This is a genomic window from Streptomyces pseudoechinosporeus, from assembly GCF_054783935.1.
In genome coordinates this window covers 175270-198923 of sequence record NZ_BAAGPS010000080.1, presented here as the reverse complement: position 1 = coordinate 198923, position 23654 = coordinate 175270, and the positions used below count along the sequence as shown (strand labels likewise).

Here is a 23654-nt window from a genome sequence, read left to right as displayed (position 1 = left end):
CAGTCGAGGCCCGGCTCGGCGATCGTGGCACCGGTCGTGCTGGGCACGCTGCCGGCCTGGATCATGTCAGTCGTCATCCGGAAACTCGCCCGCGAACGCGGCGGCCATGCGCATCCAGGGCTCCGCCTCCCCGTGCCGTCCCTGGCGTTGCAGGGTGCGGCCCAACATCAGGTGGGCGTAGTGCTCCACCGGATCGCGGTCGACGATCACACGCAACTGCTCCTCGGCGCGCCGCAGTTGTGCGGAGTGGTAGTAGGCGCGGGCCAGCAGCAGCCGGGGGCCGGTCTGCTCCGGGACCTCCTCGACGACGACGGCCAGCAGCCGCGCGGCGCCGATGTAGTCCCTGGCCTCGAACAGCAACTGGGCCCGCTCCCAGCGTTCGGCGGTGGTCTCCTCGTGCGGCACGCCGGCGCCGTTGTCGAACAGGTGCAGGGCGCTGGCCCAGCGGTCGGGCGCGACGCCGCCGTTCGCCCAGGTGCCGTTGAAGTTGTCGCTCATCAGTGGTCCTTTCCCGGCTGCCGCGTGCGCGGCAGCTCCCCTCATGCCGACCGGAGTGCGGCCAACTGCTGCTCGAAGGGCACGAAGGTCTCTGTGTGCTCCGCAACGGCCCGGCGGCCGCCCATGAGCCCTGCCAGCTCGCCACCGGCCCGGCCGATCCGGGAGGCGAGACCGCCGGTACGCCCGTCCCCGGCCGTTCCCCAGTCCTCGGACGCCCCGTACACGGCAGTGGGTACGACGATCGTGCGCAGGTAGGCGAAGAGCGGACGCAACGCGTGCTCGAGGACGAGCGAATGCCGGGAGCTGCCGCCCGTGGCGGCGATCAGCACCGGCTTGCCGGTGAGAGCGCCTTCGTCCAGCACGTCGAAGAACGACTTGAACAGCCCGCTGTACGAGGCCGAGAACACCGGCGTGACCGCGATGACGCCGTCGGCTTCCGTGACGGCCTCCAGCGCCTCCCGCAGGGCAGGCCCCGGGAAGCCGTTGACCAGGTTGTGGGCGATGTCCGTGGCCAGGTCGCGCAGTTCGACCACCTGCACGTCCACCTCGCGCCCGCCGTCCGCCAGGCTCTCGCGGGTGGCGTCGGTGAGCCGGTCTGCGAGCAGCCTGGTGGAGGAGGGCTGGCGCAGGCCCGCCGACACGACCGCCAGCTTCAGGGGCTTCATCGTCAGGTCCTTTCGTACGGTCTCGGGTCGTGCGGATCTCAGGTCGTACGGGTCTCAGGCCGCCGGTTCGGCGGTCGGCGCGCGCTCCGCGTCGCGGGCGGCGAGCAGCGAGGCGTGGGTGGGCGCGTCGGGCACGTCGGCCGGCCGGTTCTTGGCGAACTCCTTCCGCAGCACCGGTACGACCTCCTCGCCGAGCATGTCGATCTGCTCCAGCACGGCCTTCTGCGGGACTCCGCCGCCGTCCACGATGAACAGCTGGCGCTGGTAGTCGCCGAAGTGCTCGCGGAAGGTGAGCGTCTTCTCGATGACCTGCTCCGGAGTGCCGACGGTCAGCGGGGTCTGCTCCATGTACTCCTCCATGGATATCCCGCCGCCCATCACCGGTGAGTGGTCGAAGAACGGGCGGAACTCGCGGATGGCGTCCTGGGAGTTGTGGCGCATGTAGACATGGCCGCCGAGGCCGACGATGGCCTGCTCGGGGCTGCCGTGGCCGTAGTACGCGTACCGCTCCCGGTACAGATCGATCAGCTTCTTGGTGTGCTCCTTGGGCCAGAAGATGTTGTTGTGGAAGAAGCCGTCGCCGTAGTACGCGGCCTGCTCGGCGATCTCCGGGGAACGGATGGAGCCGTGCCAGACGAACGGCGGTACGTCGCCCAGGGGCCGCGGCGTGGAGGTGAAGCCCTGCAGCGGGGTGCGGAAGCGCCCCTCCCAGTCAACGACGTCCTCGCGCCACAGCCGGTGCAGCAGGGCGTAGTTCTCGATGGCGAGGTTGATGCCCTGACGGATGTCCTGCCCGAACCAGGGATAGACCGGGCCGGTGTTGCCGCGGCCCATCACCAGGTCCACGCGACCGTCGGCCAGGTGCTGCAGCATCGCATAGTCCTCGGCGATCTTCACCGGGTCGTTCGTTGTGATCAGCGTGGTCGCGGTGGAGAGGATCAGCTTCTCGGTCCGCGCGGCGATCCAGCCCAGCATCGTCGTCGGCGAGGACGGCACGAACGGCGGGTTGTGGTGCTCGCCGGTCGCGAAGACGTCCAGCCCGACCTCTTCGGCCTTCTGCGCGATGGTGACCATCGCCTTGATCCGCTCGTGCTCGGTCGGCGTGCGGCCCGTGCTCGGGTCCGTGGTCACATCACCGACGGTGAAGATGCCGAACTGCATCGTCCTCAGCCTTTCATTCACGTGGTTGACGGATCAACCATACGCCTCCAACGCACCCCGGAGCTCCCCTATTCCGCTCCGCCGACAGCGGATCCCGTCAGCCGAGTTCCGCCTCCAGCCACCGCAGGACGTCGGGCGTCACGGGGTCGGTGATGTCGGCGAACTCGGCATGCCTCTTGAGGAACTTGGCCACGTAAGGGCAGACGGGCACGATCCGTTTCCCGGACTCGCGCACGTCCTCGAGTGCCCGCTGAACCAACGGTGCGGCCAGGCCCTGACCGGCGAAGGCGTCGTCGATCTCCGTATGGAAGAAGACACGTTGCTCACCGCGGTCGCGGTAGGCGGTCAGACCGGCACGCCGGCCGTCGACGGAAATCTCGTACCGGTGGTCGGCGTCCACCCGCTCGACGATCGGAGCGGCGGGAGACTGGCTCATGAGATGCCTTTCGCAGGAGGTCAGCGACGCGGGGAATTCCGGCGCGGGGTGATGATGGCGTTCGGCAGGGCCGGCGCGGGGAGGCGATGACCGGGATAGCCCTCGACGGCGCCGAAACGGTCGGACGATGCCTCCCAGTCCTTTCGGGCTTGGACGATGTCCTCGTGGCTGCGTCCGATGAAGTTCCACCACATGACGATCTCCTCCTCGAAAGGAGGGCCTCCGAGGAGGATCACCCGCGCCGGAGCGTCCGACTCGTTCACCACTGCCAGGGTGTCGGCGCCGCAGGGAACGTAGCCGAGTTCGGCCGGGCGCAGCGCGGTGTCGAGCAGGCGGACGTCCCCGCTGTCCACGAGCAGGCCGTGCTCGAAGGCGGTGTCCACAGGGAGGGTGATCGCCGCACGTGGTGCGAGGACGATCTCGGCACCGACCAGGGGCGTGAAGGTCCGCACCGGGGAGGTGCTTCCGGCGAGCGAGCCCAGGAAGACCCTGATCTCGGCCCCGTCGATCCGCACGGGTTCGGGGACGCAGCGCTGGAAGTCCCGGTCGGCGTTCCGGTGCTCCTCGGGAAGCGCCACCCACAGCTGGACGCCGTGGAGGACGGTGGTGGCCGGGGTGGAGACCTCGGAGTGGCTGATGCCGTACCCGCCCGTCATGAGGTTCATCTCGCCGGGCCGGATGAGGGCATGAGTGCCCAGGCTGTCGCGGTGCTCGACCTCCCCGCTGAACAGCCAGGTCACCGTCTGCAGGCCGGTGTGCGGATGCGGCGCGACGTCCATGCCGTGGGCGGTGGTGACGTCGACCGGGCCGTAGTGATCGGCGAAGCACCAGGCTCCGATCAGCGTCCGGGCCCGCTGCGGCAGCGTCCGCCGTACGCGCATCGCACGCGGGCCGCCCAAGGGCACCTCCCGCGCCGACAGCACATCGACCAGGGGCGCTCCGGCCTGCCGCCCGTCGTCGACCAGGGTTCCGCACCTCAGCTCCGCGGGTTCGGTTTCGACGTTGCTCACCGGGACCACCTTCCACCTACTATAGTTGTCACATCAACCACTATGCCACGAGAGCAGGCTGAGGGCCACAACACGCATCCGGCGTGCGGGCCGGCCTCAGCGGCCGTGAAGGAGTCCCACAGTGAGCAACCCCACCACCGGATCCGCACCGACGCGGAGGATCTTCATCGACAAGCAGAGCCCCAAAGCCTTCCACGCCCTCACACAGACCGCGGAGGCGGTACGCACGGTCGCCGCCGAGGCGGGACTCGACCGCACCACGGCGGAACTGATCAACCTCCGCGTGTCACAGATGAACGGCTGCGCCTACTGCCTGGACTCACACACCAGGACGGCCCTGCGCGCGGGCGAGTCGGCACAGCGACTGGGAGTGCTGGCGGCCTGGCGGGACACCGACATGTTCACCCCCTCCGAGCGCGCGGCGCTCGCGCTGGCCGAGGTGACGACCGATCCGACGGACGCCGACGCACAGGCGTCCGCCCATGAAGCCGCCCGGCAGGTCCTCACCGACGACCAGATCTCCGCCGCGATCTGGGTGGCGATCACCATCAACGCGTTCAACCGGGTGTCGATCATGAGCAAGCATCCGGTTCCGACACTCCGCAAGGCGTAGGCCCACCGGCACGCCGACCCGACCCACCGCTCCACCCGGTCACCGGACGCGACGAAAAGAACTCGCCATTTGATTGACGTATCACCTATGCCTCCGTAGAGTCCACGTCGACGAATCAACCACGACCTGCGTCCACTCCGTCCCGGCGTGGGCCAGCACGGAAGGAACCACCCCATGTACGTCACCGCCGCCATTCTCAGCGTCCTCCTCGTCCTTGTGACGCTGGCCGCGGGTGCGCCCAAGACTCTCCTCAAGGGCGACGTCTCCGCCGGGCTGCAGTCGCACATGGGGCTGAGCGCGGGCCTCGTCCGCTTCATCGGACTGGCCGAGGTCGCCGCCGCGGTGGGCCTGATCGTGGGCCTCTTCTGGCAGCCGCTCGGCATCGCGGCTGCCATAGGCTTCGCCATCACGATGGTCGGCGCGGTGGGCTTCCACGCGAAGGCCGGCGACTACGCCGACCCGGCCACGCGGGGGAACGCCATGGCCCCCTTCGTCCTCATCCCGCTCTCAGTGGCAACTGCCGTGACGCTCGGACTCGCGATGTGACCCGTGCATCAGGGCGCGCCGGCCACCCTCCGGGGTCAGGACGCGTCCTCGTCCAGCTTGTCCACGACGCGTGCGGAGACGTCCCCCAGCACCCGCAGTTCTGCCGGCGTGACATGGTCGAGGAACAGTTCGCGCACCGCCTCGACATGGAGCGGGGCAGCGGCCTCGATGGCCGTACGTCCCGCCTCCGTGATCACCACGAACGCGCCGCGCGCATCTTCAAGGCACTCCTCCCGCACTACCAGCCCCCGTCCGGCCATCCTCGCGATGTGATGGGACATCCTGCTCTTCTCCCACTCCAGCGCGCGGGCCAGATCCTGATAGCGCTGCCGCCCTTCCGGCACATCCGTCAGATTGACCAGCACCGCGAAGTCTGCAGCCGACAAACCAGACTTTGTCTGCAGCAAGCGCGACAAACGGCCCCCGAGCCGCTCGTGCAACCGGACAAAGCTCCGCCACGCATGCTGTTCGTCTGGCGTCAGCCACCGCACCGTTTCTCCCATGGAGTAATTGTAAACGTAGTTGATAGCTCATCAAACTCCGGAGGCGTGGCCCGACCTGTCCTGCCCTGACTGCCCGGGCCGCGCCTCCGGGCCCTGAGTACGACAGCACCGAACCGGAGAGGACGCGGCACACATGGCGATGAACGGAGTTCGGGACCGAAGCGCGATACTCGAACCGACCCCGATCATGCGCCGCAGCCACGGGTGATCGTCATGGGCGCGCCCGGAGCCGGAGTTCGCGCCCTCAGGTGTCGCGCGGCGCCTTGAGCCCGGTCCGCAACGCCGTCGCGATCTCCTCCGCCGCCGCGAGCTGGCCCGGCGTGAGGGGATTGACGAACAGCTCGCGTACGGCACGCAGATGGGGCAGGGACGCATTCCGGAACGCTTCCGCGCCGGTGGACGTGAGCACCACCTCGGCGCCTCGGCTGTCGGTGGCGCACTCCTCGCGCCGTACCAGCCCTCGCCGCTCCATGCGCCCAAGCTGGTGCGAGAGACGGCTGCGCTGCCAGCCGATACGGGCCGCCAGTTCGGACGGGCGCAGGCTGCGCCCGTCCGCTTCGCGCAGCGCGAGGAGCACGGCGTAGTCGCCGGGCGACAAGGAGGACTCGCTCTGCAGGCGTGACGCGAGATCGGAGCGGAGCGCTTCCGTCATCTCGATGAAGTCCCGCCAGATCCGCAGTTCCTCGACGGTGGGAAATGCCTTCCGTCGCTCTGTCATGGTGGTCACCATCCCTTGGTTGACATATCAATCATAGAGAGCAATGATTGAAGCGTCAACTAATAGCAACCGTGCCACCCATGCCACGGCCGGGGAACACAGCAGGAGGAGCCCACCCATGTCTGATCTCGTCTTCGGTCTGGACACGTTCGGGGATGTGCCTCAGGACGACTCCGGCATCCCCGTGTCCGACGCGCAGGCCATCCGGCAGGTTGTCGACGAGGCCGTTCTCGCGGAGGAGACCGGCGTCGACGTCCTGGCCCTCGGTGAGCATCACCGCCCCGAGTACGCCATCTCAACTCCCGAGACCGTACTGGCCGGCATCGCCACCCGTACCAACCGCATCCGTCTGTCCTCCGGCGTGACCGTGCTCAGCTCCGACGACCCGGTCCGCGTGTTCCAGCGGTTCTCGACTGTGGACGCGCTCTCGAACGGCCGGGCCGAGGTCATCCTCGGACGCGGCTCCTTCACCGAGTCGTTCCCCCTCTTCGGGTACGACCTGAGTGACTACGACGTGCTGTTCGAGGAGAAGATCGAGCTCTTCGCCAAGCTGCTGGAGGAGAAGCCCGTCACCTGGAGCGGCACCAAGCGGGCTTCGCTCGACAACGCCGACGTCTTCCCCAAGACCGAGTCCGGGCACCTGAACACCTGGGTCGGCGTCGGCGGCTCCCCCCAGTCGGTCATCCGCACCGCGCACTACGGCTTCCCGCTCATGATCGCCATCATCGGCGGCGCCCCGGAACGCTTCGCCCCCTACATCGACCTCTACCAGCGCGCCACCGACAAGTTCGGCACGACCGCCCACCCCGTCGGCATGCACTCCCCCGGCTTCATCGCCGACACGGACGAGGAGGCCCGGGAACTGCACTGGCCGCACTACAAGGTCATCCGGGACCGCATCGGTGCGCTGCGGGGCTGGCCGCCGGTCCGCAAGGAGGAGTACGAGGCCGAGATCGAGCACGGCTCCCTCTACATCGGCTCGCCCGAGACGGTCGCCCGCAAGATGGCCCGCGCCATCAAGGCGCTCGGCGTCGGCCGGTTCGACCTCATCTACACCACGGGGGCACAGCCGGTCAGCGCCCGCCTGCGCGCCGTAGAGCTGTACGGCTCGAAGGTCCTCCCGATGGTCCGCGACATCCTCGCGGGCTGACACCGTGAACGGAGCAGACATGGACATCACGGACGTTCGTACGGTCGGCATCCTGGGCGCGGGGAAGGTCGGGACCGTACTGGCACGACTGGCCGTGGCCGCCGGCTACCGCGTACTCATCGCCGGATCGGGCGATCCCGACAAGATCGCCCTCACCGTCGAAGTCCTCACCCCCGGCGCGGTCCCGGTCACTGCCGCACAGGCCGCGGCGGAGGCAGACGTCGTCGTCCTGGTGCTCCCGCTCGGCAAGTACCGCGGCATTGACGCCGAGGCGCTGCAGGGCAAGCTCGTCATCGACGCGATGAACTACTGGTGGGAGGTCGACGGCATCCGCGATGATCTCACCGACCCGCACACCTCGTCGAGCGAAGTCGTGCAGGCGTATTTGTCCGGAGCGCGTGTGGTCAAGGCGTTCAATCACATGGGCTACCACGACCTCGAGGACGGGGCCTGGCCCGCGGGGATACGTGGACGCAAAGCGATCGCGATCGCGGGTGACGATCCGGACGACCTCATGCTCGTCGGACGTCTCGTCGACGACTTCGGCTTCGACCCCGTCACGGCAGGCCCCCTCTCCGCAGGTGTACGGCTCGAACCGGGCACCGAGCCGTTCGGCGCCAACGTCGGCGCCGAGGAGCTGCGCGCGATGCTCAACCGCTTCCCGGAATCGGAGCGTGGACGGGCCGTGATCAGCGCACGGACCGCTGCTCCGCCGTCGACCGAAGACGCAGCCTGAGCGCCAACCCGTGACGGGCCGCGGGTTTGCCGCCGGTTTGCCGCCGGCCCGTCTCCAGTTTCCTGCACTCCCGACCGAGACCAGACGGACAGGTTGACATATCATCTAAGTTCCTCTAATTTGGATGACGCATCAATAATTACTGTGGGACTCCGCCAGGCGGGCCCGCACCACCCGATCACAAGAGGCACCTGTGAACGTCGCTCTGTGGGCCGTCGCGGCCCTGCTCGCTCTCGTGTTCCTGGGGGCCGGCGCTGCCAAGCTCGCCCAGCCCAAGGAGAAGCTCCTCGCCTCCCCGTCCATGGGCTGGGCCGAGGACTTCCCGCCCGGGCTGATCAAGACGATCGGCATCCTGGAGGTCCTCGCCGCACTCGGGCTGATCCTGCCCGCGGCGGTGGACATCGCCCCGGACCTCGTTCCGCTGGCCGCCTCCGGCCTGGCCCTGACCATGTTCGGCGCCGCCATCACGCACAGCCGACGCGGCGAGGCCCAGTCGGTCGTCGTGAACGTGGTCCTGCTCGCCCTGTCCGTCTTCGTGGCCTGGGGACGCTTCGGACCGCACGCCTTCTGACCTCACCTGACAGAGAAGGGAACCCCCCATGCCCGCGATCACCGTGGACGACGTCCTGGTCCTGCCGCGCCTGCCGGAGCCCGACCCGGCCGGCACCACCTTCCGGCCCGTCCGCCGCCTGACGACCGCCCAGCACGGCTTCGAGGGCGAGGGCTTCCCGGTCCGCCGCGCCTTCGCCGGAGTGCCGCTGCCCGAGCTCGACCCGTTCGTGCACATGGACCACCTGGGCGAGGTCGAACAGGCCCCGGGCGAGGCCACGGGCACCCCCTGGCACCCGCACCGCGGCTTCGAGACCGTCACCTACCTCATCGACGGCGCCGTGGAACACCAGGACTCCAACGGCGGCGGCGGAGAGATCACCGACGGCGACACCCAGTGGATGACCGCCGGATCCGGCATCCTGCACATCGAGCAGCCGCCGGAGCGACTCGTCCAAAGCGGCGGGGTGTTCCACGGCGTGCAGCTGTGGGTCAACCTGCCCCGCGCCCAGAAGATGAGCCCACCGCGCTACCAGGACATCCGCGGCAAGCACACCGGACTGCTCACCACTCCCGACGGCGGCGCGCTGATCCGGGTGATCGCGGGCGACATCGCCGGCCACAGCGGCCCGGGCGTGACCCACACCCCGATCAACCTCGCCCACCTCACCGTCGAGCCCGGCGCCCGCGTCGACCTGCCGTGGGACCCCGCCTACAACGCGCTGGTCTACGCCCTGGCGGGCCACGGCACCGTCGGCGCCGACTCCCGGCCGATCCGGGAGGGCCAACTCGCCGTCTTCGGCGCGGGTGACGCGCTGCGCCTGACCGCCGACCGCGTACAGGAGTCCCGCTCCCCCAAGCTGGAGCTCTTCGTGCTGGGCGGCCGACCCATCCGCGAACCCGTCGTCCAGTACGGCCCGTTCGTGATGAACACCCCCGAAGAAGTCCAACAGGCCTTCGAGGACTACCAGGCGGGCCGCCTCGGCGTCATCCCCGCCCAGCACCTCCCCCACACCTCCTGAACCCCCGTTCAGGACAGATCGCCTCCTTCGACGGGTTCGTCTTCATCAGATGGCCGATGTGCGCCAGCAGGTGACGCTGTCCCTGATGACCGAGTTCGAGAACTTCAGCGTCCTCAAGCCGGGCGACCACAATGTGCAGGCCCTCGACACCCTGCTCGACCAGGTCGTCGCCTGGAGCACGGCGCTGGCGCCGCTCCGCGCCACCGCCTGAGCCCGAGGCACCACACCCCTCCCGATGCCGGGTCCGCCAGCCGGGCCCGGCATCGGGCCGTTCGCCTGCCCGCCCACGGACTTCGCCCAGGACCACGCAACCGTCTTCTCCTGAGACGCGCCCGCGTGTCCATGAAAGGCGCGGCGCGGAAACTGATCGCTCCCTGTCGGGCAGTGGCCGAAATGCGACTTCTTGAGGACGGCGAACACCGAAAGGGCTTGCATAACAAGCTAGTTGATGTGTCGTCTTTGGCCTGTCAGCCCTTCGCCTCTCCCCCCACACAGGAGTACACATGCGTATAGGCTTCTCGCTCCCCCAGTACGGCGCCATGGCTCAACAGCCCGACCGAGTCGCCCACTTCGCCCGCCAGGCCGAGGAACTCGGCGCGGACAGTCTGTGGGCCGGCGACCGTGTGCTGGCCGCGGTGAATCCGACCGTGGGCTATGCGGGCACGGACACGATCCCGCCGAAGATGAACACACTGACCGACCCCTTCGTGACCCTGTCCGTGGCCGCAACCGCCACCGAGCGGCCCCTGCTGGGCACGAGCGCGCTCGTCGCGCCCTGGTACCCGCCGCTGCTGCTGGCCCGATCGCTGGCCGGCGTCGACGTGGTGAGCCGGGGGCGGCTGATCCCCGGCCTGGGGACCGGCTGGTCGCCTGAGGAGTACCAGGGCGTGGGCGTGCCCTGGAAGGAGCGGGGCGCGCGGCTGGACGAGTGCCTTGACGTGCTGGAGGCAGTGTGGACCACCGATCCGGTTGAGCATGAAGGAAAGCACCACTCCATCCCCGCCGCCCACATCGGGCCGAAGCCCGTCCAGCGCCCCCGGCCCCCCATCTACCTGTCCGGTTTCACCCCGGCCTCGCAGCGCAGGGTGGCCCGCCGGGGTGACGGCATCCTGCCGGTGGTCGTGACGTACCCCGGTTTCGAGTTCGACCCGGCGGCCATGGTCAACGACCCCTTGCAGCAGGTTCGTAAGATGGCCGAGGCCCAGGGCCGCGACCCGGCGAGCATCGGCGCGATCCTGCGGATCAACCCGAAGGCCGAGTCGACGGTGGAGGAGGTCGCGGACGTCATCCTGCGCACGCGGGACGAGACGGACGTCGACCACGTCTTCGTGGACTTCGTCGATCCTGCCGAGAGCGTGGACCATGCGTTGGAGCTGCTCCAACGCACGCTGGAACTCACGCGCTGATCCGTTTCCGGCCATCGTCGAGGCGACGTCGCCCGGCCGTCCCGCGTCAGCGGAAAGCCTGCGGCGTCACCGCCGCATCGAGTCCAACACGACGTTCCATTCGCGCACGTCCACCTTCGCGTCACCGGAGCGGACGATCGGGCTGTCGCGATAGAGGTCCTGTGCTGCCTCGAGCGAGTCACCACGCAGAATGGCCAACCCGCCACGGCCGTCGCTGAACAGGCCGGACATCACGAGGGTGCCTTCCTCCAAGAGCCCGGCGACGAACTGAACCTGTCGGTCAACACCGTGAAGTCGTATCTACGGGAGATGATGCACAAGCTCGCCGCCCGCAACCAGGCCCGCACGGCCTGCTGTGAGCAGTACGTCAGTAAAACGGGCCTGGCCACGAGTCCTCACCAAAGGAGCCTGAACAACACATGCGTTATCGCGAACTCGGCCGTACCGGGCTGACCGTGTCCGAGATCGGCTACGGGGCCTGGGGGTTGGGCCAAGGGGCCTGGGTCGGTGCCGACGACGATTCCGGGGTGCGCGCGCTGCACCGTGCCGTCGACCTGGGCGTCACCTTCATCGACACCGCCAGGGCGTACGACCGCAGTGAGCGGATCGTCGGCCGTGCGCTCAGGGAGCTTCCGGGCGGCGGTGACGGCGTGCATGTGGCGACCAAGGTCGGGCCAAAGGTCCCGGTCTCCCTGGCGCCCAGCGGACTCGACCCCATGGAGGCGTTCCCCGGCTCGCACCTCCGCGAGAGCCTGGAGACCAGCCTCCGCGAGCTCGGCCGCGACCATGTCGACCTCCTTCAGCTGCACACCTGGGAGGACGAGTGGACCGGGCGCGGTGACTGGCTGGAGACGGTGGACGCCCTCAAACAGGAGGGCAAGATCCGGTTCTTCGGGATCTCCGTCAAGGACCACCAGCCCGAGAACGTGCTCACGGTGCTGCGTACCGGGGTTCTGGACACGGTCCAGGTCATCTACAACATCTTCGAGCAGGCCCCGTCCGACGCCCTGCTGCCTGCCTGTGCGGAGCACGGCGTGGGCGTGATCGGGCGGGTCGCACTCGACGAAGGGGCCCTGACGGGCTCGGTCCGCACGGGTGTCACCTTCCCCGAGGGCGACTGGCGCAACTGGTACTTCCGGGAGGACCGACCCGCCCAGGTCGAGAAGCGCGTGGACGCCCTCCTCGCCGACCTGGGGATCGGCGCCGACGAGCTTGCGTCCACCGCACTGCGGTTCACGCTCGCCGGACAGGCGGTCTCCACGGTCATCGTCGGGATGCGGTCACTGGCGAACGTGGAACGCAACGCGGCGATCGCCGACGCACCACCCCTGACCGCCCACGAACTCTCGCTGCTGGCCAAGCACCGCTGGCCGAAGAACTTCTACCTCTGATCCCTGTCCTCTCGTCCTGTCAGCCGAGGCCGTCCGCGCCGATCTGGACGGCGGATTCGTCGAGGAGGGCGTCGGTGACGGGCTGCGGACGCCCGTCGAGGTCGTGGACGGGGGTGGCTTCCTTGTACCAGGATTCGATGACGGCGTTGCCCCAGAAGTCGCGGCGGCGGTCGTCGTGGACGTTCCAGCGGTAGGTTTCGTGGTCGGGGTCGCCGGTGTAGTAGTCGCTGGTGTAGATCTCCACGCGGTGGCCGTCGGGGTCGCGGAGGTAGAGGTAGAAGGCGTTGGAGACGCCGTGCCGGCCGGGGCCGCGTTCGATGTGGTGTTCCTTGCGCAGGGAGCCGAACAGGTCCGCCGCGCGCAGGACTTGGTGGGATTCGTGGGTGGCGATACCGAGGTGGTGCAGGCGGGGGCCTGCGCCGCCGGTGAAGGCGACGTCGTGGACGGTCTGCTTGCGGTACATCCAGGCGGCGTACAGCTCGTGCTCGTCGCCCTCGATCGTTTCCGAGCAGCCGAAGCCGAGGGACTGGTAGTGGGCGTAGGCGGCCGGGATGTCGGGGGTGCAGATGTTGAAGTGGTCCAGGCGGGCGATCTCGGCGCCGTGGCGGAGGTCGTAGCGCTGGATGAGGCGCTCGGCGCGCTCGATCTCGTGGAAGAACTCCACGGGGAAGCCGAGCGGGTCGATCACGCGGACCGCGTCGCCGATCCCGTGCGTGCCCTCGCCTTTCCTCAACCGCTTGAGGGGGCGGCCGAGTTCGGCGAAGAACTTCTCCGCCTTGTCGACGTCCTCGGGGGTGCGGACCCGGTACGCGAGGTGGTCAAGAGCGGCCGTCTCCCCACGCCTCAACACCAGCGAGTGGTGGGTGAGTTCATCCGTGCCGCGCAGGCAGAGAGTGTCGGTGTCCTCGTACTGGACGTGGAAGCCGAGCATGTCGACCCAGAACCAGCGGGCCGCCGCCAGGTCGGTGACGGCCAGCTGGGCGTAGGCGGACCGGATCACATCCGGGGCGTCGGGGTGCGCGGTGGTCATCAGGCGGCTCCGAAGCGGGGGGTGTGGACATCGCCCAGGGCAACGTGGACGATCTTCGATTCGGTGTAGAAGTCGATGGAGTGGGCGCCGCCCTCGCGGCCCACACCGGAGGCCTTGACGCCGCCGAAGGGAGTGCGCAGGTCACGGACGTTGTGCGAGTTGAGCCAGACCATGCCGGACTCGACGGCGTGGGCGATGCGGTGGCCGCGCTTGAGGTTGGTGGTCCAGACGTAGGCGGCCAGCCCGAACTGGGTGGCGTTCGCGAGTTCCACGGCCTCGGTCTCGTCGTCGAAGGGGGCGACGGCGACCACGGGGCCGAAGATCTCCTCCTGGAAGATACGGGCGTCGCGCTCGACGTCCGCGAAGACGGTCGGCTGGAGATAGTTGCCGTCGGGGAGGTGGTCAGGGCGGGTGCCGCCGGCGACGAGGCGGGCCTCCTTCCTGCCGATCTCGACGTAGTTCAGCACGCGTTGGTAGTGCTCGGGGTGGACCAGTGCGCCGACCTCGGTGGCGGGGTCGGAGGGCAGCCCGACGCGGACGTTGGCGGCCCGCTCGGCCAGGCGGCGGGTGAACTCCTCGTACACCGGACGCTCGACCAGCACCCGCGAACCGGCGGTGCAGCGTTCACCGTTGAGGGAGAACACCCCGAACACGACCGAGTCCAGGGCCGCTTCCAGGTCGGCGTCCGCGAACACGACGGCCGGGGACTTGCCGCCCAGCTCCATCGAGGTGGTCTTCAGGTGCTGGGCGGAGGAACGGATGATGTGCCGGCCGGTGTCGGTGGAGCCGGTGAAGGAGATCAGCGGCACGTCCGGGTGGTCGACGAGGGCCTGGCCGGCCTCCTCGCCGATGCCGTGGACGATGTTCACCACCCCGGCCGGGACACCCGCCTCTTCGAAGATCTCCGGCCACAGGCTCGCGGACAGCGGGGTCCACTCGGCGGGCTTGAGGACCAGTGTGCAGCCGGCGGCCAGAGCCGGGGCGAGCTTCCAGCTCTCCAGCATGAACGGGGTGTTCCACGGCGTGATCAGCCCGGCGACCCCCACCGGTCGGCGTACGACATACGAGAACTGCTCCTCGCCCTGCCGGAACGCCTCCTCGCCGAGCGCGACGATGACGTCGGCGAAGTAGCGGAAGTTCTCGGCGGCGCGCCGGGCCTGGCCGCGTGCCTGCGTGATCGGCAGTCCGGTGTCGTACGACTCGAAGGCGGCGAGCCGGTCATGGCGGGCCTCGACGGCGTCCGCGATGCGGTAGAGGGTGTTGGCGCGCGCCCGATTGGACAGACCGGCCCACTCGGGGAACGCTGACCTGGCGGCGGAAACCGCCCGATCGACGTCGGCCGCACCGCCTGCCGCAGCCCTGGCGTAGGGCGTGTTGGACACCGGATCGGCCACGGGGAACGTACGCCCGTCGGTGCTGTCGACCGGTTCTCCGCCGATCCAGTGCCGGATGACGGTCGGCAGGTTCTCGATGGTCGTCGTCATGGTCATGCTCCGATCGGTGCGGTGAGGTCGCCGCCCTCGGCGAGCAGCGCCCGAATGCGGGAAAGGCCCGCCTCGGTCGGGGTGATCAGCGGCGGACGGACGTGGGCGGAGGCGATCCGGCCCTGCTGCGCGAGCACCCACTTGGCGGGCGCCGGGTTGGTCTCGACGAACAGCAGGTCAACGAGCGGGTGCAGCCGGTAGTGCAGATCGCGGGCCCCGTCGAAGTCGCCCGCCTCCCACAGCTCGTACATCCGCGCCACCGCGGTCGGCGCGAGATTCGCGACCGCGCTCACGAAACCGGCTCCGCCCAGCGCCAGCAGCGGCAGGCACAGCAGCTCGATGCCCGACCACACCAGCAGCGAGCGGCCGCAGGCGTGCAGCACCCGGGAGAAGTGCTCGAAGTCCTTCGTCGTCTCCTTGACCCCGACGAAGTTGTCGAAGTCGGTGAACAGCCGCTTGACCGTCTCCGGTGCGATGTCCACCGCCGTGCGGGAGGGCACGTTGTAGGCGACGATCGGCAGATCCGGGAACTCCCGGGCCACCGTCGCGTACCACTGGTACAGCGCCTCCTGGGTGGGCCGCGCGTAGTACGGCGTGATGACGAGCGCGGCGTCCGCACCCAACTCCCGTGCCGCCGCAGTGATTTCGAGGGTCTCGTCGAGCTTGTGCGAGCCCGTGCCGGGCAGGAACGGGACGCGGTCGTCGATCACCCCCACGGCCGTACGCATCCCCGCGATCCGCTCGGCGACACTCTGCGCACTCGGCTCCCCGGTCGAACCGCCCAGCGAGATGCCGTGCGAACCGGACTCCAGCTGGAAGCGGATCAGCCCGGCCAGACTGTCGTGGTCGACCGCCCCATCGGCCGTGAACGGGGTGACCACCGGGGCGATCGAGCCCCGGATCGTGGACGGGTCGCTACGGAACTTCACTCTGTCTCTCCCTTGCACCAGGTCTCGTACGCATCCCGCCAGGCCGGGCCCAGCGGATACAGGCCGTCGACGCTCGCCCCGGCCCGCACCTGCTCGGTGATGAACCGCTCCTGCCGCTCCTGCTCCCGGCAGTCGGCGATCAACTCCGCGGCGAGATCAGGGGGTACGACGACCACGCCGTCGTCGTCGCCCACGATCAGGTCGCCGGGCTGCACCAGGGCCCCGCCGCAGGCGACCGGCACGCCGGTGTCCCAGGGGACGTGGCGGCGGCCGAGCACCGACGGGTGCGGTCCGCCGTGGAACACCGGCAGCCCCAGTGCGGCGACGGCCGCGCTGTCCCGCAGCCCTCCGTCGGTCACCACCCCGGCCGCGCCGCGCTGCTGCGCGCGCAGGGCAAGGATGTCGCCCAGGGTTCCGGCGGAGGTGTCCCGCCGGGCGTCCATCACCAGGACGTGGCCGGGCTGGAGCTCCTCGATGGCCCGCTTCTGGGCGTTCATGCCGGTGCCGTACTTCTCGAACAGGTCCTCGCGCAGCGGCAGATAGCGCAGGGTGTGCGCGACGCCCACCATGCGGGTGCCGGGTGCGGCCGGACTCGCCCCGTCGACCGACATGTGCGGCAGACCGCGCCGCCGTAGCTGCGCGCTGATCGTCGCCACGGCCACCGAGCGGAGGCCGCCGGCGAGGCTTTCGTCGAGAAGCGAGCCGGGTACGTACGCGGATCCGTACGCCGACTCCTCCTCGGCCCTGTCCGCCTTGGGCTGTGCGCCCCACGGCTCCAGGTCGTGCTCGGCGGAGGCGATCGGGCTGCGCAGCACTCCGGTGCTCAACCGGCCGTCGCCGACCTCGACTTCGACCACGTCCCCCGGCTCGACCACCGAGGCGCCGGCCGGTGTGCCGGTCAGGACCACATCGCCGGGTTCCAGGGTGACCAGCCGGGACAGGTCCGCGACCAGCTGGCCGAAGGGGAACAGCAGCGTGTCGGTCGTGTCGTCCTGGACCATCTCGCCGTTGACCCACGTCCTCAAGCGCAGTCCGGCGGGGTCGAGTTCGGTGGCGTCCAGCAGCCGCGGACCGATCGGGGTGAAGCCGTCCGCGCCCTTGGAGCGCAGGTTGGAGCCCCGGTCTGCGTATCTCAGGTCGTACACGCCCGCGTCATTGGCGGCGGTCACCCAGCGCACGTGGCGCCAGCCGTCCTTGGGCAGCACCCGTCGGGCCCGCGAGCCGATGACGAGTGCGATCTCGCCCTCGAAGCCCATGAGTTGGCAGCCACGCGGCCGGATGATCGCTTCCTCGGTGCCGGCCAGCGACGACGGTGGCTTGAGGAAGTAGGAGGGGTGGGCGGGAAAGCGTCCCCGCTCCTTGACCCGGCTGCGGAAGTTGAGGTGGACAGCGATGATCTTCGATGGGGGGTTCCCCAAGGGATGTGGCAACGGGGCTCCTTCAGCTGCCGGGCGTCTCGCCGAGGCGGCGGACGCGCTCGCGGAGGGCGAGCAGTCCGTGCACCGCGTCGAGGGAGGGGGACGGGACGCCTGTGCGGCGCGCGAGTTCGCGTACGGCACCGACGATGGCGTCGAGTTCGAGGGGCCGGCCACGGTCCGCGTCCTGCAGCATCGAGGTGCGGAACGCGCCGAGCTTGCGGGCGATGTCGAGCCGGTCGTCGGCCGTCATGGCGCTCTCGATGCCCAGTGCGGCACCGACGGCCGCCGACTCGTCGAACATGGCGGCGCAGACCTGCCGTACGTCCGGGTCGTCGAGGATGTCCAGGACGGTGGCGCCGGTGAGCGCGCTGACGGGGTTGAGGTTGACGTTGCCCAGGAGTTTTTCCCAGATGTCCCGGCGGATGTCGGTGCTGGGTTCCGGGCGGACGGGGCCTGCGGACAGGGCTGCGGCGCACCGTGTGACCCGCTCGGAGATGCCGCCCGTCGCATCGCCGATGATCAGCCTCGTGCCGCTGAGGTGGGTCACCCGTCCCGGTCCGTCCACTGCGCTGCTGAAGTGCGCCACCCCGGACATCACGCGCTCGGCGGGCAGGAGGCGCAGCAACTCGCCGTCGGGGTCGACCGATCGCAGAACGGGGTCTCCGCCGGCGTGCTCGACGGTGGACAGCAGCCACCAGGGCACTCCGTTGGCGACGACGAGTACGTCCACGCCGTGCTCGATCCACGTCCGGATGGAGCGGGCCGCCGGGAGCAGGTATTGGCTCTTGACGCAGACGACCGCCAGATCCGGTACAGGCAGCCCCGCGGTGTCGTACGCCGTGGGAAACCGGTGCCGTGCCTCGGTTCCCGTCTCGGCGCTCCGCAGCCCCAGCCCGTGCGCGGCGATCACGGCGAGGTGCGGGCCCCGCCTTCCGAGCAGGGAGACCTCGGCGCCCGACGCGGCGAACGCCCCGGCGAGGGTGGCGCCGACGGCCCCGGGGCCCACGATAGTGATCCGATGCGCCATGGCAGGCGGTTGCGGCGACACCGTCGCACCTCCATCTCGAGTGGTGGTCGATCCGTCGGCCGATGGCGGCCGTTCGCAGCGAGCATGCGCCGTGCCGCAGCCCGCAACAATGTCGGCACCTACACTCACGAAGGCTCAGTGATATAGATTCCGACACCCCTTGAACGCCTGAACAGGAGGGTCGGCATGACCGCGATACGCCTCGATCAGCTCGTCGAAGCCCTGCAAGGCGGCGTCATCAGCGTGCTGTCCGAAGGTGGTGCGGGCGATCAGCCGGTCATCGGTGTCGAGTTGCTGGACTGCCCAGAGGCGCTCGGGACCACCGCACCCGGACATCTGCTGCTCGGTGTCGGACTGGACATCGGGGACCGTACGGCACTGACCGCGGCCCTTCGGACGGCGGCGGACAGCTCCTGCGCACTCGCCGTCAAGTGCGCCGCTCCCGCACCCCCGGACGTGGCGGCGCACGTCCGGGAGATGGGCGTTCCAGTACTGGCCGTCGAGCCGCAGGTGCCGTGGACGCGCGTCCAGCGCCTGGTCACGACCATCCTGGCCGCGCGCGCGGCGCGTACCGAATCCGGTGGTGGGACGACGGGCGGCGACCTGTTCTCCTTGGCCAACGCGGTCGCCGGAATCGTCGGTGGGGCTGTCGCGATCATGGATACGCAGCAGATCGTGGTCGCCTACTCGAACCTGCCCGACCAGCCCATCGACGAGACCCGGCAGCGCGGGATCCTGGGCAGGCGGGTACCCGAGGACGCGCTCGCCGATCACCTGGACCGGGCGGTGTGGGTGAGCGACGACGTCGTACGCCAGCACCGGCCCGGGGATCTGCCGCGCATGGCCGTGGTCATCCGGGCGGGCGAGGACGTACTCGGCTCCCTGTGGGTCGCGTTCTCCGACGAGGCCGCGGCCACCGACTGCGGGCCCACTCTGCAGGAGGCCGCCCGGGTCGCGGCGCTGCACATGCTGGCGCTGCGCCGCCAGGTCGACGCGGAGCAGGAGAGGCGTGACCGCGCCCTGCGTTCCACGCTGGAGGGGCAGCCGGAACAGGGCGACCCGCACGGCGGCGTCCGCCTTCCCGCCGTACTGGTCGGGCTGGCCGAGACCGTACCGGAGACGGTCAGCGAGGAGTCGTGGGAGGCCGGCCTCGCGGCCCGGCACCGAGCCGCTGCGATGCGGATGCTGGACCTGGCCGTCCTCGACGGCCGCTCCCTCGGCTACGAGCCGGCGGCGGCCCTGCTCGGAAACCGCGTCTACGTGCTGCTGCCGGCCGCCGGCTCCGGCTCCGTGTCCACCGGTGTCCTGCTGGACCACCTCCTGGACCGGGCCGGGCACAGCCTGCACCGGTCGTTCACCGCGGTCCACTCCCCCACCGTCGGGACGCTTCCCGCTCTCCTCTCCGCCCGCCGCGACATCGACGCCGCGCTCGATCACCTCGGGGAGCAGCGCGCGGACCCGGGCGCGTACCGCACCGAGGACCTGCGGCCGGAGCTGGTGCTGCGGCGGCTCGTCGGGGCCGTACGCGACGATCCCGAACTGCGTACCGGCCTCGCGGAGCGCCTGCGGTCCCACGACGCCGAGCACGCCACCGACTACGCGGCCACCCTCCTCACGTATCTGCGGCACTTCGGCGATGTCGCCGCCGCCAGCGGCGAGTTGCACATCCACCAGAACACGCTGCGGCTACGGCTGCGCCGGGCCGAGCAGCTCTTCGGCGTGACGCTCACCGATCCGACGCGGCGCCTGCTGCTGACGTTGGAACTGACCGCTCTCGCGGGCCTGTCACAGCCGCCGACGGCAGAGTGACGTACGGGTGTCCTTCCTCTCACTCGGGCACCCGCACCCGTCAACTGCCCAGCCGTTATGTCAAATCGGACACCGTACGGCGGCTTTCGATGGCGACCTCGACATTGGTTCCCCGGCGGTCGGGCACCCATGCTCCTGGACACCGAAGGGCGCCGCCCGCCGCGTACCGGCGATGCCCATGGAGCGACCAAGGAGCATGGCAGTGACCGTTCTGGACACCCCGACGAGCACGGCGAAACCGGCGCGCATGAGCGATGCGGAGTGGCGAGCGCGGCTCGAACTGGCCGCGTGCTACCGGATCTTCGACCACCTCGGCTGGGTCGAGATGATCTTCAACCACATCACCGTGCGCGTGCCCGGCGAGGACGGGCACCTCCTGATCAACCCGTTCGGCCTGATGTACAACGAGGTGACCGCCTCGAACCTGGTGAAGATCGATCTCGACGGCAACGTCCTGTCAGACTCGGACTGGCCGGTCAACGAAGCAGGGCTGCTGATCCACTCGGTGATCCACGCCAACCGGCCCGACGCGCACTGCATCATGCACACCCACACCACCGCCGGCACCGGAGTCGCCTGCCTGCGCGACGGACTGGACCCTGACAACTTCTACGCCGCCCAACTGCACGACATGGTCGCCTACCACGACTTCGAGGGCATCACCGTCGACCCCGAAGAGAAGCCACGGCTGGTGGCCAACCTCGGCAACCACGACCTGATGATCCTGCGCAACCACGGCCTGCTGGCGCTGGGGCCGACCCTGCCCGCCGCGTTCGCCTCCCTGTGGACCCTGCAACGGGCCTGCGAGATCCAGCTCGCCGCCCAGTCGTCGGGACAGTCGCTGACCCCCGTGACCCTGGAGGCGGCGGTGCGCTCGACCAAGGAGTCCTTCCAGATGGGCGACCGAACCGAGTCGGGCAGGACTCTGTTCGACGCGCTGCGCCGCAGGATCGACCGCATCGCCCCCGACTACGCCGTCTGACACCGCCACACGTCCGCACCCCCGTCCCCTCCCCGGGCCAACGACGCCCCGACGACGATCGGACTCCCCATGTCCCCATCCGCTCAGACATCCGGCAGCCAGAGTCAGCACCGCACCGTCGCGCTCGCCGCCATGGCGGGCACCACCATCGAGTGGTACGACTTCTTCATCTACGCCCTGTGCACCGGACTGGTCTTCAACAGCCTGTTCTTCGACGGGCTCGGCGAGAACTCACTGATCATCTCCTTCGCGACCATCGGCATCAGCTTCTTCTTCCGGCCGGTCGGGGCCGCGCTCGCCGGCCACCTCGGTGACCGCATCGGCCGCCGCGCCATGCTCATCGCCACGCTGCTGCTCATGGGCGTCGCGACCACCCTCATCGGTCTCGTACCGTCGTCCAGTTCCATCGGTACGAGCGCCCCGGTCATCCTCGTACTCCTGCGCATCCTCCAGGGGTTGTCCGCAGGCGGCGAGTGGGGCGGCGCCGCGCTGATCTCCGTGGAACACGCGCCCGCGGCGCAGCGCGGAAGGTTCGGGGCCTATCCCCAGCTCGGAGCCCCGCTGGGCCTGCTGCTGGCCAACGGCGCCCTGGCCGCCGTCACCGCCCTCACCACGGACGACCAGTTCCTCGCCTGGGGCTGGCGCATCCCGTTCCTGGCGAGTGTCGTCCTCGTCGCGGCCGGGTTCGTCATCCGGCGCAAGGTGGAGGAGAGCCCCGTATACCGGGAGTTGAAGGAGTCCGGGAGCCGGTCGCGCGCCCCGCTCGCCGTGCTGTTCAAGGAGCACTGGCCGCTCGTCGTGGCCGGTGCCCTGCTGTTCGCCGCCAACAACGCCGTCGGCTATATGACCACGGGCGGCTACGTCCAGAGCTATTCGGTGAACCATCTCGACATGGACCCGACGACGATCCTGATCGGCGTGATGGTCGCTGCCGTCGGCTGGCTGGTCAGCACCATGGCCGGCGGCATACTGTCCGACCGGTTCGGCCGCCTGCGCGTCTACCGGATCGGCTTCGTCATCCAACTCGCCTGGATGTTCCCGTTCTTCGCGCTGCTCAACACGGCGAACATCGGACTCGTCGTCGTGGCGCTCGTCCTCTACAGCGTCGGCCTCGGACTCACCTACGGGCCGCAGGCCGCCCTGTTCGCGGAGCTGTACCCCGCTGCCGTCCGGTACAGCGGTGCGGCACTGTCGTACGCCATCGGAGCCGTCCTCGGCGGTGCCTTCGCCCCCATGATCGCCGAAGCCCTGCAGTCGAGCACCGGCACCGTGTACTCCGTCGGCGTCTACCTCGCGGGGGTCACGGCGGTCGGACTGGCCGTCACCTTCGTCCTGAAGAAACACCTGGGTGTGCCGCTCAGCGATGCCGGGGCCGACGAGAAGGACGAGCAGGCGGCACTGACCACCCTGAAGAACCACTGAACGGCGAAGAAGCCCTCCCCCCACAAAGCCTCCCGCTCCCCCCGTCCCACCCATCCCCTCACATCAAGGAGCCATCCGATGAACGAGCCGCACACCGACGCAACCCGCCCGGCGCTCACTCGCCGCCGCTTCTGGCAGCTCGGCGCCGCCACAGCGGTCACGGCCGGCGCGGCGGCGGTGCTCGCGGACAGCGCCGACGGGGCCCCGGCGGCCCCGGGTGACACCGCGCAGGACTACTTCGACCGGGCTGCCGAACTGGCAGGTGACAACCCGGTCTTCAAGAGCATCGTCAACGCGCTCACCTCCGGCTACACCCCTCCGCGACCCGCCGCTCCTGCGCCGCTGCGGATCTTCGACAACGTGGGGGTGGTGAGCGTCGGTTTTGTGTCCGCCACGGCGATCCTCACCTCACGCGGGATCATCCTCATCGACGCCCTGAACAATCCGGACGAGGCCGAGCAGATCCTCGTCCCGGGGTTGCGCGAGCTGGGAGCCGACCCGTCGACGATCAAGTACGTCGTGGTCACCCACGCCCACGGCGACCACTTCGGCGGCGCCCAGTACCTGGCCGACCAGTACGGCACGCGGGTCATGATGGCCCCGGCCGACTGGGACCTCCTCGCCTCCACCGCCCCGGCCAACGCACCCATCCGCGACCTGGACATCGCCGACGGCCAGAAGCTGACCCTGGGAGACACCACGGTCACGCTCCACCACACCCCGGGCCACACCCCCGGCAGCGTCTCGCCGTTCTTCCCGGCCCGCTGGCAGGGCCGCACGCACACCGCGATGACCTGGGGCGGGACCAACCCGCCCACAGCCACCGCGAGCAAGGAGACCTACCTCTCCTCCATCCTCACCTTCGCCTCCCGGATGCGGCGGGCCGGGGTCGACGTCGAACTGAGCAACCACGCATTCGCCGACCACGGCCTGGAGCGCATGGAAGAACTGCGCGCCGCGCCCGACGGTCCCGACAACCCCTTCGTCATCGGCACCTCCGGGGCACAGCGCTACATGAAGGTCATGGAGAACATGCTCCGGGGCCGCATCGCCCTGGACCAGGAGGGCGCCACCACCGCGTCGACGACGGTGGCAGCCGCGAGCACACATACGGCGGGCTGCTGCTGACGGCCATGAGGTCAAGGCAGT

General features: G+C 69.6%; 27 protein-coding genes. 14 read left to right on the top strand and 13 right to left on the bottom strand.

What is annotated here, in order from left to right:
* Positions 1 to 66 precede the first annotated feature (66 nt).
* The 5 genes from ACYVO6_RS44535 to ACYVO6_RS44515 all read right to left on the bottom strand — a co-directional run bounded on the left by ACYVO6_RS44535 (position 67) and on the right by ACYVO6_RS44515 (position 3770).
* Positions 67 to 498, bottom strand: coding sequence for a tetratricopeptide repeat protein (locus ACYVO6_RS44535; RefSeq protein ID WP_461071860.1), 432 nt, complete (start codon positions 496 to 498; stop codon positions 67 to 69).
* Positions 499 to 539: 41 nt separating this feature from the next.
* Positions 540 to 1163 carry an FMN reductase gene (locus ACYVO6_RS44530; RefSeq protein WP_461071858.1) on the bottom strand — a complete coding sequence of 208 codons (624 nt, stop codon included), beginning with the start codon at positions 1161 to 1163 and terminating at the stop codon, positions 540 to 542.
* A gap of 54 nt (positions 1164 to 1217) precedes the next feature.
* A complete protein-coding gene (locus ACYVO6_RS44525; protein WP_461071856.1) occupies positions 1218 to 2324 on the bottom strand; it encodes an LLM class flavin-dependent oxidoreductase in 1107 nt (368 codons plus the stop codon).
* A 97-nt stretch (positions 2325 to 2421) separates the two neighbouring features.
* Positions 2422 to 2760 (bottom strand): GNAT family N-acetyltransferase, encoded by a 339-nt coding sequence (locus ACYVO6_RS44520; RefSeq protein ID WP_461071854.1) that lies wholly within the window; start codon positions 2758 to 2760, stop codon positions 2422 to 2424.
* 20 nt (positions 2761 to 2780) lie between these two features.
* Entirely contained in the window at positions 2781 to 3770 is a 990-nt protein-coding gene (locus tag ACYVO6_RS44515; protein WP_461071852.1) for a pirin family protein, read from the bottom strand.
* A gap of 121 nt (positions 3771 to 3891) precedes the next feature.
* Here ACYVO6_RS44515 and ACYVO6_RS44510 point away from each other — a divergent pair, with 121 nt between their 5' ends.
* A complete protein-coding gene (locus tag ACYVO6_RS44510; protein ID WP_461071850.1) occupies positions 3892 to 4383 on the top strand; it encodes a carboxymuconolactone decarboxylase family protein in 492 nt (163 codons plus the stop codon).
* A gap of 174 nt (positions 4384 to 4557) precedes the next feature.
* Positions 4558 to 4929 (top strand): DoxX family protein, encoded by a 372-nt coding sequence (locus ACYVO6_RS44505; RefSeq protein WP_461071848.1) that lies wholly within the window; start codon positions 4558 to 4560, stop codon positions 4927 to 4929.
* 35 nt (positions 4930 to 4964) lie between these two features.
* On the opposite strand, the gene ACYVO6_RS44500 is transcribed toward ACYVO6_RS44505, so the two are convergent.
* Complete coding sequence (locus tag ACYVO6_RS44500; RefSeq protein WP_461071846.1) at positions 4965 to 5432, bottom strand: MarR family winged helix-turn-helix transcriptional regulator; 468 nt, start codon at positions 5430 to 5432, stop codon at positions 4965 to 4967.
* 244 nt (positions 5433 to 5676) lie between these two features.
* On the bottom strand, positions 5677 to 6150 hold the full coding sequence (locus tag ACYVO6_RS44495; protein ID WP_461071844.1) for a MarR family winged helix-turn-helix transcriptional regulator: 474 nt from the start codon (positions 6148 to 6150) through the stop codon (positions 5677 to 5679).
* 118 nt (positions 6151 to 6268) lie between these two features.
* On the opposite strand from ACYVO6_RS44495, the gene ACYVO6_RS44490 reads away from it, so the two are divergent.
* The 6 genes from ACYVO6_RS44490 (at position 6269) to ACYVO6_RS44465 (ending at position 11013) form a co-directional block, all read left to right on the top strand.
* The gene (locus ACYVO6_RS44490; RefSeq protein WP_461071842.1) at positions 6269 to 7300 is read left to right on the top strand and encodes an LLM class flavin-dependent oxidoreductase; all 1032 of its coding nucleotides are present in this window, start codon (positions 6269 to 6271) and stop codon (positions 7298 to 7300) included.
* Positions 7301 to 7319: 19 nt separating this feature from the next.
* Entirely contained in the window at positions 7320 to 8036 is a 717-nt protein-coding gene (locus tag ACYVO6_RS44485; RefSeq protein ID WP_461071840.1) for an NADPH-dependent F420 reductase, read from the top strand.
* Positions 8037 to 8229: 193 nt separating this feature from the next.
* Positions 8230 to 8607, top strand: a complete 378-nt coding sequence (locus ACYVO6_RS44480; protein WP_461071838.1) for a DoxX family protein — start codon at positions 8230 to 8232, stop codon at positions 8605 to 8607.
* Between the two features lie 28 nt (positions 8608 to 8635).
* Positions 8636 to 9607 (top strand): pirin family protein, encoded by a 972-nt coding sequence (locus ACYVO6_RS44475; protein WP_461071836.1) that lies wholly within the window; start codon positions 8636 to 8638, stop codon positions 9605 to 9607.
* Positions 9608 to 9656: 49 nt separating this feature from the next.
* A complete protein-coding gene (locus ACYVO6_RS44470) occupies positions 9657 to 9818 on the top strand; it encodes a hypothetical protein (protein ID WP_461071834.1) in 162 nt (53 codons plus the stop codon).
* A 292-nt stretch (positions 9819 to 10110) separates the two neighbouring features.
* Positions 10111 to 11013 (top strand): TIGR03619 family F420-dependent LLM class oxidoreductase, encoded by a 903-nt coding sequence (locus ACYVO6_RS44465; RefSeq protein WP_461071832.1) that lies wholly within the window; start codon positions 10111 to 10113, stop codon positions 11011 to 11013.
* 66 nt (positions 11014 to 11079) lie between these two features.
* On the opposite strand, the gene ACYVO6_RS44460 is transcribed toward ACYVO6_RS44465, so the two are convergent.
* Positions 11080 to 11313 carry a YciI family protein gene (locus tag ACYVO6_RS44460; RefSeq protein ID WP_461071939.1) on the bottom strand — a complete coding sequence of 78 codons (234 nt, stop codon included), beginning with the start codon at positions 11311 to 11313 and terminating at the stop codon, positions 11080 to 11082.
* Between ACYVO6_RS44460 and ACYVO6_RS44455 the strand changes: the two genes are divergently transcribed.
* Entirely contained in the window at positions 11281 to 11466 is a 186-nt protein-coding gene (locus ACYVO6_RS44455; RefSeq protein ID WP_461071937.1) for a hypothetical protein, read from the top strand. The two genes, ACYVO6_RS44460 and ACYVO6_RS44455, sit on opposite strands and share 33 nt — an antisense overlap.
* On the top strand, positions 11433 to 12404 hold the full coding sequence (locus tag ACYVO6_RS44450; protein ID WP_461071830.1) for an aldo/keto reductase: 972 nt from the start codon (positions 11433 to 11435) through the stop codon (positions 12402 to 12404). The genes ACYVO6_RS44455 and ACYVO6_RS44450 overlap by 34 nt, the downstream gene beginning before the upstream one ends.
* A 19-nt stretch (positions 12405 to 12423) precedes the next feature.
* Here the strand turns inward: ACYVO6_RS44450 and hpaD are convergent, their stop codons facing one another.
* Genes hpaD through ACYVO6_RS44425 form a run of 5 tightly spaced genes read right to left on the bottom strand, consistent with a single transcriptional unit; the run spans position 12424 to position 18271 of the window.
* Positions 12424 to 13434: a 3,4-dihydroxyphenylacetate 2,3-dioxygenase gene (gene hpaD / locus ACYVO6_RS44445; protein ID WP_461071828.1), complete on the bottom strand. Its 1011-nt coding sequence runs from the start codon at positions 13432 to 13434 to the stop codon at positions 12424 to 12426.
* Positions 13434 to 14924, bottom strand: coding sequence for a 5-carboxymethyl-2-hydroxymuconate semialdehyde dehydrogenase (hpaE, locus tag ACYVO6_RS44440; RefSeq protein ID WP_461071826.1), 1491 nt, complete (start codon positions 14922 to 14924; stop codon positions 13434 to 13436). Before hpaE ends, hpaD begins: the two co-directional genes overlap by 1 nt.
* The gene (gene dapA / locus ACYVO6_RS44435) at positions 14921 to 15847 is read right to left on the bottom strand and encodes a 4-hydroxy-tetrahydrodipicolinate synthase (RefSeq protein ID WP_461071824.1); all 927 of its coding nucleotides are present in this window, start codon (positions 15845 to 15847) and stop codon (positions 14921 to 14923) included. Before dapA ends, hpaE begins: the two co-directional genes overlap by 4 nt.
* Positions 15844 to 17277 (bottom strand): fumarylacetoacetate hydrolase family protein, encoded by a 1434-nt coding sequence (locus ACYVO6_RS44430; protein ID WP_461071822.1) that lies wholly within the window; start codon positions 17275 to 17277, stop codon positions 15844 to 15846. The genes dapA and ACYVO6_RS44430 overlap by 4 nt, the downstream gene beginning before the upstream one ends.
* A gap of 10 nt (positions 17278 to 17287) precedes the next feature.
* Positions 17288 to 18271: a ketopantoate reductase family protein gene (locus ACYVO6_RS44425; protein ID WP_461071820.1), complete on the bottom strand. Its 984-nt coding sequence runs from the start codon at positions 18269 to 18271 to the stop codon at positions 17288 to 17290.
* Between the two features lie 207 nt (positions 18272 to 18478).
* Here ACYVO6_RS44425 and ACYVO6_RS44420 point away from each other — a divergent pair, with 207 nt between their 5' ends.
* From ACYVO6_RS44420 to ACYVO6_RS44405, 4 genes are all read left to right on the top strand, one after another.
* Complete coding sequence (locus ACYVO6_RS44420) at positions 18479 to 20101, top strand: PucR family transcriptional regulator (protein WP_461071818.1); 1623 nt, start codon at positions 18479 to 18481, stop codon at positions 20099 to 20101.
* A 196-nt stretch (positions 20102 to 20297) separates the two neighbouring features.
* A complete protein-coding gene (locus ACYVO6_RS44415; RefSeq protein WP_461071816.1) occupies positions 20298 to 21083 on the top strand; it encodes a class II aldolase/adducin family protein in 786 nt (261 codons plus the stop codon).
* 69 nt (positions 21084 to 21152) lie between these two features.
* Positions 21153 to 22505: an MFS transporter gene (locus ACYVO6_RS44410; RefSeq protein ID WP_461071814.1), complete on the top strand. Its 1353-nt coding sequence runs from the start codon at positions 21153 to 21155 to the stop codon at positions 22503 to 22505.
* Between the two features lie 78 nt (positions 22506 to 22583).
* Entirely contained in the window at positions 22584 to 23633 is a 1050-nt protein-coding gene (locus ACYVO6_RS44405; protein WP_461071812.1) for an MBL fold metallo-hydrolase, read from the top strand.
* Positions 23634 to 23654 lie beyond the last annotated feature (21 nt).